The sequence below is a fragment of the Pseudarthrobacter linnaei genome, assembly GCF_055412825.1.
Genome location: NZ_JBVAYX010000017.1, coordinates 26,311 through 44,314, shown reverse-complemented (window position 1 = coordinate 44,314; position 18,004 = coordinate 26,311). Strand labels below are relative to the sequence as shown.

Below are 18,004 nucleotides of genomic sequence, written 5' to 3'. Positions count from 1 at the left end.
GCACCAAGGCTTGCCACCATAGATGCATAACCAGCGACAGCCCGCCCCTGTTGCTGTCCGCGACATCCGAGGAGCCCGGAAACCACATGCTTGCCGCTGTTGCAGTCCGCCAGAATGCTGAAGATCCGCTGTCCGGACTTGAGTTGCGTGAAGTCCCGGTGCCCGAGGCCCGGCCGGGGTGGACGCGGGTGAAGGTCAAGGCCTCGTCCCTGAACATGCATGATGTCTGGACGCTCCGGGGCATCGGGCACGATCCCAAGAACATCCCCATCATTCTTGGCTGTGATGTCGCAGGGATCACCGACGAGGGCCGCGAAGTGGTGGTCCATCCGATCATTGCCGATCCCGACGCCGGCCGCGGCGACGAAACGCTGGACCCCAACCGGGCGCTGCTCTCGGAGCGGCACGACGGCGGTTTCGCTGAGTATATCGTGGTGCCTGACCGGTGCCTTGTGGACAAACCGTCCCACCTGACCTTCGAGGAGGCGGCCTGCCTGCCGGTGGCCTGGTCCACCGCGTACCGGATGCTCTTCACCCAAGCCCGCGTGACTGCGGGCGACAGGGTCCTGGTCCAGGGAGCCGGCGGCGGGGTGGCCTCTGCTGCCATTGCCATGGCGGCGGCCGCAGGAGTCACCGTCTACGTCACCAGCCGGACCGAAGACAAGCGCCAGCTGGCACTTGAGCTCGGCGCCCATGCCGCCTTCGAATCCGGTGCACACCTGCCTGAGCGGGTGGACGCCGTCATCGAAACCGTCGGCGAAGCAACCTGGGCACATTCGCTGCGGTGCCTTCGCCCGGGCGGCGCGATCGTGATCGCCGGGGCCACCAGCGGCACGGCACCCGACGCCGACCTTGGCCGGGTGTTCTACCAGCAGCTGCGCGTCCTGGGTTCGACCGGCTCGACCCGGCACGAAACCGCCGCGATGCTGCGTCTTCTGGCCAGCACCGGGCTCCGTCCCCGGATCGACCGTGTCCTACCCCTGGAGCGGATCCATGAAGGCTTCCAGGCAATGATCGATGGCGAGCTACACGGGAAGGTTGTCATCAGCGTCCCCTGAGAATGTTCAGCCCCGACGGATGACGGGCCAACCACCCTGAAGTAATTCCAACGAACCTGGCAACGCCGCCAGGAGATTAGGTGAACATGAAAGCAACCCACGAAAGTGAAGTCCTCATCATTGGTGCCGGCCCGTCAGGGCTGGCACTCGCAAACATCCTGGGCATGTACGGACACTCTGTGACCGTTCTTGAAACCCTGGACCGGCTGATCGATTACCCCCGCGGCGTGGGTCTGGACGACGAGTCCTTCCGCACCATCCAGACGCTCGGCCTCGCGGAACAGGTCAAGCCGCACACCGCTCCGCAGCACATCATGCGTCTCGTCAACGGTGCAGGCAAGACCATACTGGAAAACAATCCGCAGACCGTGGAGTTCGGCTGGCACCGCAAACACAGCTTCATCCAGCCCGAAGTCGACCGGGTGCTGTACGAGGGGCTCTCACGTTTCGACAACGTGCGCGTGCTGTTCGGCCACACGGTTGAAACTGTCGAGGAGGACTCCGACGGCGTCACTGCCGTCGCGCTGATTGCCGGCGCCGAAGGGGCAGAGGAACGGCGTTTTTCGGCGCAGTATCTGGTGGGCTGCGCGGGCGGAAAATCCCCCACTCGGAAGCGGCTGGGTGTCAGCTTCGAAGGTGAATCGCCGTCAACGCGGTGGCTCGTTGTCGACGTCAACAATGATCCGCTCGGCACCCCGAACGTTTTCCTCGGTGCTGACCCGAAGCGGCCCTACGTCTCCATCGGCCTTCCGCATGCCGTGCGTCGTTTCGAGTTCATGTTGCACGACGAGGAAACGGAAGAACAGGCGACAGACCCGGACTTTGTGAACCGGATGCTCAAGGACCACGTTCCGGATCCGTCCAGCCTGCAGTTCATCCGCCGTCGCGTCTTCACCCACCACGGACGCGTGGCGGGCTCCTTCCGAGGGGGGCGACAGCTCATTGCTGGCGACGCCGCCCACCTGATGCCTGTGTGGCTGGGACAGGGGTGGAACTCCGGAATGCGTGACGCCACGAACCTGGGCTGGAAATTGTCCACCATTCTTCGCGGCGCTGCCTCGGACCGGCTGCTGGACACATACACCTCGGAACGCAAGGGACACGCCAAGGCGATGGTTGACCTTTCGCTGACCTTCGGCGCCGCCATCAAGCTGACCAATCCGGTAGCCGTCGCGGCCCGCGACGCCGCCTCCGCGGTCCTCAACCTGTTGCCCCAGGTCAAGAGCTACTTCACGGACATGCGGTTCAAACCGATGCCGCGCTACACCGTCGGCGTGCTCGCGGACCCCACCACCCTGGAGCCTGGTCATGCCGCCGCAAAGCTGACCAGCCGGCTGATTCCGGTGCGGACGGCTAAGAACAAGGTGTCGCCAGTCGGGGTCCAGTTTCCGCAGCCGTGGGTGACTTCCAAGGCGGGGACCAACATCCTGCTCGATGACGCGATCGGGAACTGGTGGTCCGTCCTGGTCTGGGGCAACAGCCCCACTGACGTCCTTCCGGCGGAGTCCCTTGCCCAGCTCAAGCTGATGGGCGCCCGACTGGTCTGCCTGCTTCCCGAGACCCAGCGCTCGTGGGCCGAAGAGAACATGGATAAGGATGTCCTGGTCCTCGGAGACCACACCGGGCAGATCAAGAAGTGGTTTGATGACCGGCCCACCCCCCTCGTGTTCCTCCGCCCGGACCGATTCGTCGCCGGTGCCTGCCTCGTGCAGAATGCACCGGCCACCTTGAATGCCATCCTGCAGTCGCTGGAGTTCACCGCTGACGGCCCGGCTGTCCCGGCGTCCGACGTCGCGACACCTCTCGTGGGTGTGACTGCCTGAATCCAGGCAAACAAAAACTGGTGGCCGGCTTCCCTGAAAGGGAGCCGGCCACCAGCGTTTGGCGGCTGTGCGGTTTAGCGGGTGACGCCGCGGGCAGCCAGGTACTGCTTGATGATCGTGTTGAACTCCTCGGCGCGCTCCACCTGCGACCAGTGTCCACACTGGCTGAAGATGTGCGCATCGGCTGTGGGGATGATGTTTAGCAACTCCCAGGTGCGGGAAACCGGGATCACCACATCCTGGACCCCATGGATGAGCAGTACGGGAATATCCAGTCTGGAAAGAACGTCAAAGTCGAGCGGCAGCTCAGTGCGGTCACGGTCACGCGCCGCAACGACATCAGCCAAACGGTCCGAGGCTGTATCGTTCAACGCCGCCTGGTAACGCAGTGCGACCAGTTCGTCGGTGACCAGGGACTTGTCCACAACGAACAGCTCCAGCGTCCTGCGGATGCCGGCTTCGGAAAGGTCTGGCTTGGAGTGTCCGGCCAGGGCGCCGGTGAGCTTGGCGCCGCCCGTGCCCATGGAAATGATGCCGAGCAGCCGCTCCGGGTAGTCGATGGCGAACTGGAAGGCCAGCCAGCCACCTAGGGAGTTCCCCACGATCCACGTTTTCTCAATGCCCAGCGCGTCGAGGACGCGAACCGCATGGCGGACCCATTCCTTGATGCCGTACTGGGTGCCTTCGGCCACTACCGACTGTCCATAGCCAATGGAGTCGATCGCGATGCAGCGCGCCTGTTCGCTGATCTCCGGCAGGTTCAGCCACCAGTTGGCTGCAGCAGTGACTCCGGTGCCGGAACCGTGAAGGAAAAGAATCGGTGTGCCCTCGCCGATGTCGTGGTAATGGGTGATCTCGCCCTCAGCGGTCTCAACCCACTTGTCTTCCAAACCAAAGAACGGGGCGGTGACATAGTTGGGGACTTGAGTTTGTGTCGTCATATCTGTGGCTCCTGAACTGACGGCGGCTAGCCGCGGGAATGGCAAGGCAGGCCCTGCATGGGGTTCCATATCACGATAGGCATATCCGGCACCTGTATGGGTTTGGCGTTCCGCCATGCGGCACACGGGCTCAGGTTGTGCTTGTCCCCGGGTGCAGCTCCTGCTGGCTGTGGATGCCGTCCACTTCATGAACGGCATACTCCCGAGCCGTGGGTGCCCCACTTCTGCAGGGGCGGCCAGTGTGTGCCGGTCATGCAGCTACGTACCCGTTTGTCTATGAGATGTTCGGAAAGGAGGAACGATCAGCCATGACCCGTGTCGACTCCCAAACTGTGAAATGTCACCTCGGTGGGTGTCTGATACCGGTCGTTACCGACGCTTCGGAGAACATTAGGCCAGAGCGGAGCCACATCACGCATAGCGTGAAACTGTCGTGGCCCGCACTGTCACGGCAGACTCTGGGCCCGGCAACGAAATGGGCAAAGTGAGGGTGTGCACAATGTGCACACCCTGGGCTTCGGATCGGGTCGTACTGGTGCCGGACTGGGCCGGATCGCGGAGGTTTTCGAGGGAGCGGCGGAAATTCAGGGGCTGGAACCCGGTTCGAGTCCCACCTCGGGCACAGTGTTTCCGCAGGTCAGGGCCTTTTTGGTGCCTTTTTCGTGTGCACATTGTGCACACTCTCGCCTCTGATCTGATGTTCCGGGTGTGTGGGTTCCCGGAAACGGTCTATTCGGTTGTGTGGGGGAGCGGCTGCCTACGGCGGGCCGGGTACCGCCCTGTGGGGTCTCTTCTGGGTGTTCATCCTTGTTCGTCCTTCCGTTGGGTTTTCGCGTTCACCACTTCATGGTGGCTGGGGCCGCTTACAACATGATTTGCTGATTATTCTTTAGATGGACCCAGGGTTGCTGCCGGTCCCGGAATTTCGGCTCTGATCCCTGTTCATGCAGGAATGCGGAGGGAACGGCATGACATGGCATCCGATCCCGAGCCGATCATGAGCTCGCCACGGAATAGGGCGTTGATCATGCTCTCGAAGTCGCTTGGTTCCGTTCCCAGCGCGCGGTAGAGCGCCGCGGAGGGCTGACCCAAACGGTCGCTCACGGCACAGAAGAAAGCATCTGCTCCTGTGTCCTTCAGCGTTCTTCACAACTTGCATACTCTTCCAGGCCTCGCCGAAGACGGCACTATCGATGGCTCTCACCTGACTGCCTGGGCGCGCGGCGCCCGGCTCGCCTTCTCCGACACCAAGCGCGCTGCGATCGGCGATGAGCAGATCGGCCAAATCCTCGCGTCAAGCCCCGTCGGCGCCGACGACGTCTGGCCCGCGGAACCGGTCCGAGAGATCCTCGATAACATCGGTAACGCACGGCTCGACGCAGGACTGCACATCGGCAAGTTTAATAAAGTGGGTTACCAGTCGAGGAGTTTTTGATGGGGGAGCCCAGGAGCGCGGACTCGAGAAGAAGTATCGGGAGATGGCCATAAGAGTCTCCACTCGATGGCCGCGCACTGCACGCGTGGTGCGCGGCATCGCGGATGCTCGTCGCCATGATTCTATGGCCGAGAAAATGAGTGATGACGGCTAAAACCGGAAGACAACGTCGCTGCGGACGACTGAATATCAGCTGTGACATGGCAAAGGCCGGCATCTCGTAAAGGTCCGGGGCTCCGCTCCGCCCACGTGCCCAGAGCCTGGCCGCAAAGTGGAAGGTGTTCGTCCGCCAGGAGCATGGCCGGCCGCTGAATCCGAGGTGGACTTCGGTGAAGTCCGGGTCGTGCCGTACGGTGACGAGGGGCCTGAACCAAGCTGTACCGATGCTATTCAGCGCCCACGGAATGTTGAGGCTTGTATCGGTTACGTCGCACTCGAAGGTATATCGCTCCAGCCGCTCCTAGGACCACTGGAATCGTGATCCCCAGGGGAGTCCCGGAATTGATTTGTTCGAAGATGACCCCGGGTTCGTATTCGGCCGAGGGTAGCGAGCATATTCAACATGAGCCATGCTTACCGGCCGCCATTGGCACCGGGCCAGGTGCAATCCTCTCGCCGAGGGTGCAACAGGGACTTTCGAGTCCGATGGTCTAGCGGGTCAACGAGCGACTGCCCGCATGTATTGCCATGCCAATCGTGGTCAGGTTATTTCTGGCCCATTACAATACAGAGGGTGCGCATCGAGGACGAACAGTGTTCATGTGTTCACGGTATGGGTTCACCAACGGCGGCCCTTTGCGAGGACCCGCGCAACATCAGCGCTATCCCGCTGAGCAGTGACGCCACGGCGGTGAAGATCAGCAGCGGCCCCAGACCCAACCCGGGGATCACCGCGCCGGCAAGGGCAGGGGCTGCGACCGAGCTGAGGGCCCCCGCGATTAGGCAGGCCGTGAACGCTTCGCCTGCGCGCTCGGGCACCAGTTCGGCGGTCCAAATCGCGAGAACCGCAGATCCTGTCATGTAACCCACGCCGAAGATGCATGCTGAGACCGCCGTAGCGGTCAGGGAATCGCTGGCCAACCCGAGCAGCGCCAGTGCTACGCCGACCGCTCCAAGGCACAGTCCGGCAACCCGCGAGCTGCCCATCCGTTGCGCGAAGGTCCCGGTCGCCACGCCTACCAGGCCGCAAAGGCCAATGGCCGCGTAGAGCGCCGGGACGGCTGCCGCTGGGAGGGTGCCGCTGTCGAGGACGTCGGCGGCGTAGGTGAAGTAGATGACGACGACCGCGAAGTAGACCACTGAGTAGGCGCCCGGGGCCCGCAGCGCTGCAGCCAATGAGGGGGCGCCGCCCTGGTTGTGCGGGCGTCGGGCTGGCCTGGTTTTCGGCACCAGGCGCAGGTTCACGAGTGCGGCGGCCGCCGCGGCCAGGGCGATGCCGACCCAGACCAGTCGCCAGGAGCCCAGTACCGCCAGGACGGCCAGCCCGCCCAGCAGCACCAGTCCACCGCTGGTGCCGGTCGTGATGATCGCCAACGCTCTGGGCTGCTGCCGCAAGGGCACTGCGCGGGTCACGATGTCCGAGTAGGGCGCCCAGACCCAGCCGCCGGCGCTGCCGGCCAGGACGACGCCGGCGGCGAGCAGTCCCGGGGACTGCGCGAATGTCACGATCACCGCGCCCAGAACGCCGCTGGCTCCGCCCACGGTCGTCGGAGCACGTGAACCGTGCCGGGCAGCGAGTGGCCCTGCCAACAGCAATCCAGCCAAGTAGCCCGCGAACGTTGTGCTGGCGATGATGCCGAGCCCCAGCTCGGACAGCCCCAGGTCCTCCCGGATGTTCGGCAGCGTCAGACCATAGGCGTAGCGGGCCATGCCGAAGGCGACTCCGACTACCGCTGCTCCGGCCAGACCGATTCGACCGCCCGCTGAAAGCTTCATAAACTCCTCCTCAATTGGGCGCAGTAGCCTCGTGCGCCTGCCCGATGCATTCCCGCCCTTCGAGACTCCGGGTAAGCAACGCAGCTTCTCCGGGTGGTTGGGGGAGTCCGTGGATCCATAAGCCAAGCGAAACGCCAAGCGTGGCATTCCCGCACTTGTATTCTTGCCGTGAAAACTATCCCTGATGCTGTCCGGCCGAGAGCAACTGGAAGCTGCTAGGCATCGATTACCAAATCGGTCCGCGCGGTGGAGCAGCAGGGCAGGAACTTGCCTGCATCGATTTCCCGCGCCCGGATCCCGCCCTGGTGGTTCATCTCGACCTCCCCGGAAAGCTTGACGACCTTGCAGGAGCCGCACATGCCTTCCTTGCAGTTTGCGCCGATCCTGACGCCTGCACGCTGGGCCACCCCGAGGATGTGTTCGGCGGGGTCGATGCGTACATTGATGCCGGTGCGCATGAAGGACAGGGTGAGGCTTCCCGTTCCGACCGTGTCGAAGCTCGAGGGATCGGGGGCCCCGGTCTCCGGACCCACGTCCGGACTGCCGTCGGGGGCGGGACAGGGCGCGTCCGGGTCGGAGGTTTCCAGCGGCAGCCCCGTGGCCTTCAGGGTTCCCTCGGCGTCGTAGCCTGGCTCGTAGAGCCCGAACGCGTCGGGTTGGCTTTCGTAGTAGTCCTCGGCGGAATCAGCGATTTCCTCGGCGATTTCCTCCGCGATGTCCACTGCAAGCGCGAGTTCCGCCTGGTATTCGAGGAGAGTCTGGCGGTCTCCCGAGAAGAATTCCATGTGGATGGAGGTGTCGTCGACGCCGACCTTCTCGAGGAGCTCGGTGGCGGTGTTGAGGTAACCCTCGGGGCCGCAGGCATAGACCTGGCGGCCGTTAGCATCGGGGGCAACCTCGTCGAGCATGGCCGCCGTCAGCCTTCCGGTGAGTCCTTCCCATCCCTCGGGTTGGCTGCGGTCGCCCAGGGAGTAGAAGACCTTGATCCGTGAGTCCACGGTGGCGATGTAGGCCAACTCCTGGTGGAAGGCAAAGCCTCCGGCCGTCGCTCCGTGGTAGAGCACCACGACATCGGCCTGTCCGGGCAGGGAGTGGATGGTCCGCAACATCGACATGATGGGGGTGATGCCTGCGCCGGCGGCCAGCAAGAGGTAGCGTGCCCGCCGGTCGGCGTCGGGAAGGTGGAATGCCCCGACCGGTCCGAGCATCTCCAGGACGGTGCCGGGTTTGACGTTCTCGTGCACCCACGGCGAGACCAGTCCTGTGGGGTCACACTTGACGGTGATGTCGAAGGTCCACGGCTTGGTGGGGGAGCTGGATAGAGAGTAGCTGCGGTCCACCGCGTCCTGGTCGTCGCCGTTGACGGGAAAGGCGACGTTCACGTACTGCCCCGGACGGAACGCCAGGGGCGCGCCGTCGGAGCGGCGGAACACGAAGGTCATCATGCCGCCCACCTCGGGAATGGTCTCGACACATTCGGCCATGAACTCCTGCGGATGCCAGGGACCCAGCGCGCGGGCGGCACTGGCGGGTCCCTCGGTGCTGCCCATCACCCTGTTCCACGGCATCTCAAGACCGCGGATGCGCTGTGGTTCCTGGATTGCCGTGACGGTGCGGAGTTCAATCATGCCAAGTGCTCCTGCACGCGCTGCACATACCAGTTGATGAACGCCTCGACCTGGTATTCGCTCTTCATGTACGGGCCGGGCTCGTAAGCGGGGCTGCTGGCGCCCTTCTGGCACAGCTCCACGAACGCCTTGTCCTGCAGATTGGTCTGCTTCCAGGTGTGGGTGAGTTTCTCCAGGTCGTAGTCGACGCCTTCCTCGGCGTCGTCAGCCACCAGCCAGGTGGTGCGCACCAGTGTCTGGTGTTCGTTGACAGGGAAGACGGCGAATGTGATGACGTGGTCCCCGAGGAAATGGAACCAGCTGTTGGGCTGCAGGTGCATCGAGCAGCGGCCAAGGCGGAAGTCCCGCAAGTCGCCGAGCAGCTTTTTGGAGAGCCTGCGCCCATCGGGCGAGAACGATTCGCCGTCACCGTCGAGCGAGTCTCGTGAGATGCGGATTCCAGCTATGCGGGTGTCGAGCTCCTCGACGATCTCATAGGGAAGGCCATAGCGGCGGCAACGGTCCTCAAGCGAGGACTGTGCTTCCTTGTTGCGGTCCCATACCTCCTCGAGATGGGGCGGGATCAGGCCCTCCGTCAGGCCCCAGGTGGGAAAGAGGGAACAGGCGAGTTCCGGGTGGCCGTCGCAGTGGTAGCACTCACGGTTGTTCTCCATGACGAGCTTCCAGTTGCCCTCCTCGATGATGTTCTGCTGGTAGGCGATTTTCGTCTTCGACAGATCGTGGGGCGCGAGGTAAGGCTCGAAGATCTTTCCGGTTTCGTCGAAGTCCGTCGGCGGTTCGTCCGCAATGCAGACGAAGATGAGTCCGGCGAACACGCGGCTGTGGGCGCGCTTGAGGCCGAAGCAGCCCTTGTCGAACTTCTTTTCCCCCGGCGCCGAGGCATGGATGAGATCGCCATTGGGGGAGTAGGTCCAGGAGTGGTAGCCGCAGACCAGGTTCCCCGTTGTCCCCGCGGGTTCGGTCAGGACCCGGGCGCCGCGGTGGCGGCACACGTTGTGGAGGACGTTCACGCCGCCGTCGTCGTTGCGCAGCACGATCAGGGAGTAGGGACCGTAGTCGACGGTGACGTAGTCGCCCGGCTCCGGGAGCTCGGCGATGCTGGCGGCAAAGATCCAGTGCTGGCCAAAAATGGCCTGCATGTCGATGTTGAAAATCGTCGGATCGGTGTAGAAGGGCGCATCGAGGGAATATCCCACGCGCCGGAAATCGAACAACTCGGTGATTTCCGCCAGCTGCTCGGCAGGCACTGATGAAGCGAGTTTTCCGCGTGAATTGAGCGGCACGTTCACTGGAGCAGACATGTGTTTCCTCCCGGAAGGGCTGGGTAAGTGTGCGAATCGTGGCGACCACGGGTTGGTGGGTGCATCCGGCGTTGTCGAAAACGTTGTAGTCATGAGATTAGGGACGATTGATCTGCAACAAAAGCGCAAGATTTAGGAGATAATAGTGCACAATGGGTGCATGATCGATCCCCGGCTCAGAACACTTCGGGTGTTTGCCCGGTGCGGCACCGTTGGCGCAACTGCGGAGCTCACGGGTTATTCTCCCTCCGCCGTCTCCGCGCAATTGCGGGAGCTCCAGCGCGTGCTTGGAATGCAGCTGCTGACGAAGGACGGCCGGGGTGTGCGGCTGACCGCCACGGGGCGCTTTCTCGTGGCGGGTTCGGACACCCTCATTGCGGAATGGGAGAGCCTGCGCGCCGCGGCCATGGAGGCCGGCGACCAGGTGCAGTCCCGATTTGGCCTCGGCGGATTCTCCACGGCGGCCGCCCAGTTACTCGCACCGCTGGCCGCCACCCTGCGCTCAACACGCCCCCTGCTGGAAGTGCAGGTACTCGAGGCAGATCCGGCCCGCTGCTTCGACTTGTTGGTCGCCGAGCGAATCGACCTCGCGGTCATCGTCGCCATGCAGTCCGACACCTATCTTGAGGACGATCCGCGCTTCGAGCAGACCGTTCTGCTCGACGATCCCCTGGACGTGATCATTCCCTCCGACCATCTGTTGGCATCGCGGGAATCGGTGACGCTCGAAGAGCTGGCGTCGGAACCCTGGATCACCGAGGCCGCCGGTTCCACCTACCATTCCCTATTCACCGCGGCGTTCACGGCAGTCGGGGTGACACCGCGGATTGCCCATGAGGCCGTTGAATGGGAAACCCAGATCGCCTTCGTTGGTGCGGGGCTGGGCGTGGGCCTGCTGCCGCGACTGGCGCCCCTGCGTAGTGCTGAAAACGTGGTTCGACTGCGCCTTACTGGCAAGGGGAAGCCCGTGCGCCGCATTGTCGCCGCGGTGCGCAGGGGCAGCGTCGCGTCGCCCCTGATCCAGGAGTCGCTCGGCATCCTGCAGGTCAGCGCCAATCGGATCCTCACCGCCCGACCCGAAGACGATCTCTGAAATCGCATGGCCGCGATTCTGGCGGGCCTGCTGGCTGGACTCCTGACTGATTACTTGCAGCCGGCGCAGCGCTCCATCATCCGCCAGCTGTGACTTTCCTTCCGCAACTCAGTGCGCGAGCTCGCCATGCGAGCCTGCTGTCCGGGCCCCGGGGATTGTTATTTGCTATGCGTGCCTCGGCGGCACGTGCCGTAACAGGCCGCGTGCCGCCGAGGTGGGTTGCTAGTTGAGGAGCTATTTACTGTCCGGATCCGGATGCCGGGGCTCTACGGAGGGGATGCTCCCCGTGGGAGTCCCTCCCCGACAGTCCGAGTCGGGGCACTTATCGGCGCAGTCGTGTTTTGTGACGAGGTCGAACTGCACGCCGCCGTGTTGTTCCACACCAGTGCGTATGGCCCGCTCCACTACGGATGTAGCCAGGCGACGCCGCAAGGAGAGGGGATCGCGACGCAGGTCCTTGGTGAGGGCAAAGCAGAGCAACATCATGACGATGACGAACGGTAGCGCTGCCACGATGGTGATCCGTTGCAGGCCAGCCAAGGCTTCCGATGGTTTATCGCCGCCGGCCAGCAGCATGACCGCCGCCACGGCGCCGGTGAGGCAGCCCCAGAAGATGACCACTCCGCGGCGAGGGTGCTCGGCGCCATTGGAGCTGAGCGATCCCATCACGATTGAGGCAGCGTCGGCGCCAGTGATAAAGAAAATAGCGACCAGAATCATGGCCAGCAAGATAACGGCAGTGGTAGCCCAATCAGGCATGCTCAGGTTCTTGATCAGGTCGAAGAGCGCTCCGTCGAAGTTGACGGACGGTGCCCCGTTGACCATGGTGACCAGGCCGGGGGTGTTGGCCTTGTCGGCTTCCTGCTGGATCTGGAAGGCGGCGCCTCCGAAGACGGCAAACCAGATCACGCTGACGACGCTGGGCACCAGCAGCACACCGGTGACGAACTGGCGGATGGTGCGGCCACGGCTGATGCGGGCGATGAAGAGGCCCACGAACGGGGTCCATGAGATCCACCAGGCCCAGTAGAAGATGGTCCAGCTGCTCATCCAGCTACGCAGTGACTCATCGCCGACCGCTTCGGTCCGGGACGACATCTCGGCCAGATCACGGGCGTAGTCGCCGACGGCGGAGGGGACCAGGTTAAGGATGAAAAGCGTGGGGCCAGCGACGAAAACGATCAGTGCAAGGACGACGGCCAGGACCATGTTGATGTTGGAGAGCCACTGGATGCCGCGGCTGATGCCGGAGACGGCCGAAGCGACGAAGCACAGGGTCAGGACGGCGACGATCGCAACGAGCACGGGCGTGCCAATTTCGCCAAACCAGCCGTTGGAGGTCATGCCGCTGCCAATCTGCAGAGCGCCCAGGCCCAACGATGCGGCGGTACCAAACAACGTGGCGAAAATGGCCAGGATGTTAATGAACTTCCCGGTTGGCCCTTCGACCGTCCTAACGCCGAAGATCGACGTGAAGGCGACAGAGATCAGTTGCCTGCGACCCAAGCGGTAGGTCCCGTAGGCCATTGCGATGCCGACAACTGCATACATGGCCCAGGGGTGCAGGGTCCAGTGGAAGATCGAGGTGGCCATGGCAGTCTGGATGGCTTCGGGGGTCCGTCCGTCCACAGTGCCGGGCGGGGGAGAGATGTAGTGGTAGAGCGGTTCGGCCACGCCGTAGAACATCAGCCCGATGCCCATGCCGGCCGCGAACATCATCGCAACCCAGGAGACAGTACGGAATTCGGGCTTTTCGCCATCCTTGCCCAGCGGGATGTTGCCGAACTTGCCCAGGGCCAGCCACAGGACGAAGATCACGAAGAGCGAGGCCATGAGCATGAAGAGCCACCCGGTGTACTCCATAACCCAGTTGAGGGCACCCGTGGAAGTGTCGGACAGGCTGTCGCGTCCCACGAAGCCCCAGATAACAAAGGCAATGGCGATGACGCCTGTGATACCGAACGTGACCTTGTCGAGAACGAGCTTGTGGTTCCGGCGATCCGCAACTACTTGCTCGGTCTTGGCATGACGCAGCTCTTCGAGGATTTGCTCGTACTCGACGTCCGGTAGGGGAGGTGTGCCTCCCTCCTCCGGATCGAGGACAGGGGAGTTTCTGTCTACTTCGCCGGAGAGACTACTGACTGCTTCACTATTCTCCCCATTTCCAGGTTCTTCATTACGCAGAGCCTTTGCCACCCCGTTGTCAGCAGGTAACTCTTCGGGTGTATGGGATTTTAGGTCACTATTAAAAGCCATGAGCGGGTCCTTTGCTCGGTGAGGCACGGGCCGGAGGTCAAGCATGGCCCTCGGGAGTCAGGCCGGCCGGAGGTTGGGGGCTTCGTCCGGTCTGATGGTCATGATGTTGCCGTCGACGATTTGCACTTCGTGGGTGTGTACCGGCAGTTTGCCGTAGCGCCTCCCCGAAGCGAGTTACAGAGTGGGCGGACCTTGTGCATTGGAGCACCTTATTTTCAGGTGAATTCAGGTGAATAAGGTCGCGGCAAGGGGTAAGGACGGGATCGTTCCGCATTACTCAGAAATCGCAATTAGTACTGATAGGTTGATATGTTTTGATTACCACTAAAGATATATCAGTTACATCGTATGGCAGGACTGGGTGTGTGTCCAGAGATTTCTTAGCGGCCGTGTATCAGGCTGAGCGCCTCAGCCCGGGCCGCCGGCAGACGGAGCTCCCCGCGGACGGCTGAAGTGATGGTCTTGGCCCCGGGCTTGCGGACACCCCGCATCGACATGCAGAGGTGCTCGCACTCAACGACCGCAATGGCCCCCAGGGGCCGCAGCGAGCTGGCCAGCGCATCAGCGACCTGGGTTGTCAGCCGTTCTTGGACCTGGGGCCTGCGTGCAAAGACATCGACGAGCCGGGCCAGCTTGCTCAGTCCCGTGACCAGACCCTCGGCCGATGGGATGTAGCCAACGTGGGCCACGCCGTGGAACGGCACCAGGTGGTGCTCGCAGGTGGAGTAGAAGGGGATGTCCTTGACGATGACCATTTCTCCGTGCCCAAGGTCAAAGGTCTTATCCAGCACGGCCAGGGGGTCCTCATGAAGCCCGCCATATATTTCCGCAGCCGCCCGGGCCACCCGCGCGGGGGTATCCACGAGCCCGGGCCTGTCCGGATCCTCTCCGATCGCAAGCAGATATTCGCGGACGGCCTGCTCAACCCGCGGCCCGTCCACGCCTTTGGACGCTGTTGCCGTCGCCATGTCGGCGCTCACGCTTCGGCCCGTTCCAGCCGCACGATGACGGACTTGGATGTCGGTGTACCGCTGGTGTCAGCTACGGAATCGAGCGGCACGAGCACGTTGGTCTCCGGGTAGTACGCGGCCGCACAGCCCTTCGGTGTCGAGTGCAACGGGGCTTTTAAAGCCATGCGATCTTCCCTTCAGATCCGGGCAGGAAACAGGGGCCGGGTTTGCTCGGTGGCTTTGTGGTGGCCTCAGGCAGTCCTGGCAGGCTGCCCAGGAGGCCGGGCAAGCGGCCCAGGTCGTTGAACGTGTAGACGTGGAAACCGGCAAAGAGCGGATCACCCGCCAGCTCTTGGTGAACTTCGTGAATCAGTCGGCCGCTGTCATAGTTCATCAAGTCCCCTCGCTGCCAGAGGGCGCCTGCCATGCCTGAACTGCGGGCGAGCTTGAGCGAACGGCCGACACCGAGGCGTGCTCCCATGGACACCAGCTTTTTGACTGAGACCGGCCCGGGCACCCCAACCCACACAGGGAGTTCGACGCCGTTCTTGCGGATCGTCCGAAGGTAGTTGCTGATCGCCTCGGCAGAAAAGCACATCTGGGTGACCAGGGATGACGCCATCGGCGCCTTGATCTCGAGGCTGCTTAGGAGCTTGTCCTGGCCCAGGTGGGGGTGGCCTTCGGGGTAGCCGGCAATCCCTACTGAAAAATCAGCCGAATACGCTTTAACAGCCTCCAGGAGCTGTCCGCTCCAGCAGTAGGGACCCGCGGGCGTACGGCGGTCACCGGCCACGAGAAACAGCTCGGAGACTCCCGCCCCATGCAACTCCAGCAACAGGGAATGCAGTTGGGCCTCGCTGGTGATGCTGCGGGCGGCCAAGTGGGGAACCGCGTGGTACCCTAGGCGCGCCAGGCGCGTGGAAGTTTCTACGGTGCGTTCAGGACCGTGGTGCGGAAGGCACGTCACACTTACGGAGCCCGGAGGATCAAATACCGGGGGGAGCGCCGTGAGCAGATCGGCTGAAGGAACAACTTCCAGCCGCACCCTTGCAGCAGCTTCGTTGCCCATGGCTCTCCTTCGTGGCGTAGGGGTTGCAAAGCCCGTGCAGTCGGGGGCTTATCAATTGGATGGCATGTAGCCCTTGACATTCTTAGGCTGACGTATTGATATATCAGTTGTTGGAATACTATGTACTGAGAGCCGGGGCGTCAAGGCTCGGACGCATCGGGAGGAGTCTTGAAAATGGCAAACGCTGGCGGATTACCGGTGGAGGCGGGGGGTTCCTCGGTGCCGCAGCGGCAAGATGACGAATCCTTTGCCGACTTCGCCTACAGGATCTTGTGCGATGAATTGATCGTTCTGGACATCAAGCCGGGGGAGCCCCTCAACGATGAAGTAATCTCCAAGCGTCTCGGTGTGGGCCGGACGCCAATCCGCGAAGCCATGAAGCGGCTTGAGAGCGACCATTTGGTGGTGGCCTATCCGCGGCGCGGAACGTTCGCCGCGGGCGTGGACATCAAGGATCTGGCTGAAATCTCCGAGATTCGCCACCTTCTGGAGCCTGCCGCAGCCGCGCGGGCTGCGCGGATGGCGTCGCCGAAGCTTCGGCAGGAGCTGAGGGACTTTGCACGGGAAGTAGAGCAGCTGCTGCCAGGGATGCAGTCGCAGCAGGACCTCATGCGCCTGGACATGCGGGTACACCGGACGATCTATCGCGCCACAGGAAGCCGGCACCTACAGGATGTCCTGATTCGTTACGACAATCTGGCAACCCGGATTTGGAGTCTGGTGCTGGAAAAGCTCCCGCCGGTGTCCGAGCATATTGCCCAGCATATTGAGCTTCTCGAATGCATCGCGGCTGGGGACTCCGAAGCCGCTGCGCGGTTGACCGCCCAGCACGTCACCGATTTCGAGAAGCTCATCAGGGCTGCGCTGTAGACGGCAACCGGCCGCGGAGGCAGCGGCGCTTCAGGGGGCGGCAACGACAACGGGTTCCAGGGCTGGCAAGTGCGTCTACCGTGGATTACCCGGCTGCTTCCAGAGCTAGATCACGCGACTGTTTCCGGGCGGCCTCGGTTGTGTGCAGGAGAAGCAGTGACGTGGTGACGGAGCCCACGCCGCCGGGGACAGGGGTCAGCGCCGCGGCGACGCCGCCCACGCTGGCTGCGTCGACATCCCCCACGAGGGAACCGTCGGGAAGGACGTTGGTGCCGACGTCGATCACTGTGGTCGCTGAAGAAACGTGGTCGCCGGTCAGCAGGCCGGTGCGCCCGGCGGCGACGACCACGACGTCAGCGGTCTTGGTGTATTTCTCCAGCGGCCCTGACCTGGAGTGGCAGACAGTAACCGCGGCGTCGCGTTCCAGCAACAGCAGGGACAGCGGCTTTCCCACGACGGCGGAACGGCCAATGACGACGACGTTCCGGCCAGCCAGCGGGATGTCGAAGTGGTCAAGGATCTCGATTACGGCGCGGGCAGTGGCAGGCGCGAACGCGGGCTGGCCGACAGCCAGCCGCCCCAGGCTTAACGGGTTCGCGCCGTCTATGTCCTTCTCCGGGGCAATGTGCCCGACCAGCTCATCCGTCTGGACGCCGGGAGGCAGAGGCGTCTGGAGGATGATGCCGTTCACTGAAAGATCGGCGCTGAGATCCTTCAGGACGGCGGCCAAGGCGCGTCCGCTGGCACCCTGGCCGAGGTCCACGACCCGGCAATTGATGCCCGCCTTCTCCGCGGCCCGTTCGATGGACCGGACATACCAATGCGTCGAGCCGTCGTCTGTGGCCACAACGACCGCGAGCGTGGGCCGTAGCCCGTCGGTTGCAAGGTCCTGCGCCTCATCATGGGCTTTCTGCTGGATGGTCTTTGCCAGTGTTTTGCCGGAGAGGAGTACGGTGCTCAACCGAGGATCCTTCCGCGCACGCGCCCCACGAGGGAGTCTGCTGCCAAGATGACTTTTTCCTCGATGCCGTCGGTCTGGCCAGCCAGCCGTGAACGGGCGGCGGCGTCTTTGATGGCCACCACGTTGATGTCGATGTTGACACGGGCGGTGCTGGCAGCCGCGCGGGCTGCGTCTGCGGCAGCAGCGATGTCGCTGATCACATTGGCGTTCGCGACCTCGAAAAGTTCCGTGGCAAGATCCACGACGGCGCCGGCTAGCTTGATGAGTTGTGCGGGGGTTTGCGCGGCCAGGACGAGGGCGCCGTGGATGGCTTCCGTTCGTGCGGCCTTGAGGTCGTCCGTCCCGGCCGGAAGTTTGTACGAAGCGATGACGCCCTGGAACGCATGTTGGTCAGCGTCAGCCAGCCGCAGCGCCTCGGCCACCAGTCCGTCCGCAGCGCTGATGATCCTGTGAACGAGTTCGGCGTGCTGGTCGTATTTCGGGCCGGTGGTGTACCTGCCAACCATGGCGACGAGTGCCGCCCCCTGGGCGGCGTGGATGGCTGCGACGGCGCCGCCGCCGGGGGTGGGCTCGCGTGAGGCAAGGCTGGCGAGGTAGCCATTGATTGTTTCTGAACTGATCATGTGTCTTCCTGAGTATGAGAGCCATGGAAGGCTGCGGCCCGGACCCTGGTTCGAGGGGATG

15 protein-coding genes are annotated in these 18,004 nt (G+C 63.3%); 5 read left to right on the top strand and 10 right to left on the bottom strand.

All coding sequences use genetic code 11. The annotated features are described in order from the left end of the window. The first annotated feature begins 86 nt into the window (after positions 1–86). Together ACZYZ3_RS14330 and mhpA are read left to right on the top strand one after the other, a co-directional pair. Positions 87–1,058, top strand: coding sequence for a zinc-binding dehydrogenase (locus tag ACZYZ3_RS14330; RefSeq protein ID WP_463964477.1), 972 nt, complete (start codon positions 87–89; stop codon positions 1,056–1,058). Between the two features lie 86 nt (positions 1,059–1,144). Further along, positions 1,145–2,881, top strand: coding sequence for a bifunctional 3-(3-hydroxy-phenyl)propionate/3-hydroxycinnamic acid hydroxylase MhpA (mhpA, locus tag ACZYZ3_RS14325; RefSeq protein WP_463964510.1), 1,737 nt, complete (start codon positions 1,145–1,147; stop codon positions 2,879–2,881). A 74-nt stretch (positions 2,882–2,955) separates the two neighbouring features. Here the strand turns inward: mhpA and ACZYZ3_RS14320 are convergent, their stop codons facing one another. Further along, the gene (locus tag ACZYZ3_RS14320) at positions 2,956–3,822 is read right to left on the bottom strand and encodes an alpha/beta fold hydrolase (RefSeq protein WP_463964476.1); all 867 of its coding nucleotides are present in this window, start codon (positions 3,820–3,822) and stop codon (positions 2,956–2,958) included. A 1,153-nt stretch (positions 3,823–4,975) separates the two neighbouring features. Here ACZYZ3_RS14320 and ACZYZ3_RS14315 point away from each other — a divergent pair. Then, entirely contained in the window at positions 4,976–5,257 is a 282-nt protein-coding gene (locus tag ACZYZ3_RS14315) for a hypothetical protein (RefSeq protein WP_463964475.1), read from the top strand. A gap of 765 nt (positions 5,258–6,022) precedes the next feature. Here ACZYZ3_RS14315 and ACZYZ3_RS14310 read toward each other — a convergent pair. The 3 genes from ACZYZ3_RS14310 to ACZYZ3_RS14300 all read right to left on the bottom strand — a co-directional run bounded on the left by ACZYZ3_RS14310 (position 6,023) and on the right by ACZYZ3_RS14300 (position 10,121). Further along, positions 6,023–7,192, bottom strand: a complete 1,170-nt coding sequence (locus tag ACZYZ3_RS14310) for an MFS transporter (RefSeq protein ID WP_463964474.1) — start codon at positions 7,190–7,192, stop codon at positions 6,023–6,025. Between the two features lie 215 nt (positions 7,193–7,407). Next, a complete protein-coding gene (locus tag ACZYZ3_RS14305; RefSeq protein ID WP_463964473.1) occupies positions 7,408–8,820 on the bottom strand; it encodes a ferredoxin reductase in 1,413 nt (470 codons plus the stop codon). Next, on the bottom strand, positions 8,817–10,121 hold the full coding sequence (locus ACZYZ3_RS14300) for an aromatic ring-hydroxylating oxygenase subunit alpha (protein ID WP_463964472.1): 1,305 nt from the start codon (positions 10,119–10,121) through the stop codon (positions 8,817–8,819). Before ACZYZ3_RS14300 ends, ACZYZ3_RS14305 begins: the two co-directional genes overlap by 4 nt. A gap of 160 nt (positions 10,122–10,281) precedes the next feature. Here ACZYZ3_RS14300 and ACZYZ3_RS14295 point away from each other — a divergent pair, with 160 nt between their 5' ends. Then, on the top strand, positions 10,282–11,214 hold the full coding sequence (locus tag ACZYZ3_RS14295; protein WP_463964471.1) for a LysR family transcriptional regulator: 933 nt from the start codon (positions 10,282–10,284) through the stop codon (positions 11,212–11,214). 234 nt (positions 11,215–11,448) lie between these two features. On the opposite strand, the gene ACZYZ3_RS14290 is transcribed toward ACZYZ3_RS14295, so the two are convergent. From ACZYZ3_RS14290 to ACZYZ3_RS14275, 4 genes are all read right to left on the bottom strand, one after another. Continuing rightward, positions 11,449–13,470 (bottom strand): BCCT family transporter, encoded by a 2,022-nt coding sequence (locus tag ACZYZ3_RS14290; RefSeq protein ID WP_463964470.1) that lies wholly within the window; start codon positions 13,468–13,470, stop codon positions 11,449–11,451. A gap of 380 nt (positions 13,471–13,850) precedes the next feature. Then, entirely contained in the window at positions 13,851–14,438 is a 588-nt protein-coding gene (folE, locus tag ACZYZ3_RS14285) for a GTP cyclohydrolase I FolE (protein ID WP_463964509.1), read from the bottom strand. Between the two features lie 8 nt (positions 14,439–14,446). After that, a complete protein-coding gene (locus ACZYZ3_RS14280) occupies positions 14,447–14,605 on the bottom strand; it encodes a hypothetical protein (protein WP_463964511.1) in 159 nt (52 codons plus the stop codon). After that, positions 14,596–15,489: a methylenetetrahydrofolate reductase gene (locus ACZYZ3_RS14275; protein ID WP_463964469.1), complete on the bottom strand. Its 894-nt coding sequence runs from the start codon at positions 15,487–15,489 to the stop codon at positions 14,596–14,598. The genes ACZYZ3_RS14280 and ACZYZ3_RS14275 overlap by 10 nt, the downstream gene beginning before the upstream one ends. 174 nt (positions 15,490–15,663) lie before the next feature. Between ACZYZ3_RS14275 and ACZYZ3_RS14270 the strand changes: the two genes are divergently transcribed. Then, complete coding sequence (locus ACZYZ3_RS14270) at positions 15,664–16,359, top strand: GntR family transcriptional regulator (protein WP_463964468.1); 696 nt, start codon at positions 15,664–15,666, stop codon at positions 16,357–16,359. A gap of 85 nt (positions 16,360–16,444) precedes the next feature. Here ACZYZ3_RS14270 and ACZYZ3_RS14265 read toward each other — a convergent pair whose 3' ends face one another. Both ACZYZ3_RS14265 and ACZYZ3_RS14260 read right to left on the bottom strand, forming a co-directional pair. After that, positions 16,445–17,320 carry a bifunctional 5,10-methylenetetrahydrofolate dehydrogenase/5,10-methenyltetrahydrofolate cyclohydrolase gene (locus ACZYZ3_RS14265; protein WP_463964467.1) on the bottom strand — a complete coding sequence of 292 codons (876 nt, stop codon included), beginning with the start codon at positions 17,318–17,320 and terminating at the stop codon, positions 16,445–16,447. Next, positions 17,317–17,943, bottom strand: a complete 627-nt coding sequence (locus ACZYZ3_RS14260) for a cyclodeaminase/cyclohydrolase family protein (RefSeq protein ID WP_463964466.1) — start codon at positions 17,941–17,943, stop codon at positions 17,317–17,319. The genes ACZYZ3_RS14265 and ACZYZ3_RS14260 overlap by 4 nt, the downstream gene beginning before the upstream one ends. Between the last annotated feature and the right edge of the window lie 61 nt (positions 17,944–18,004).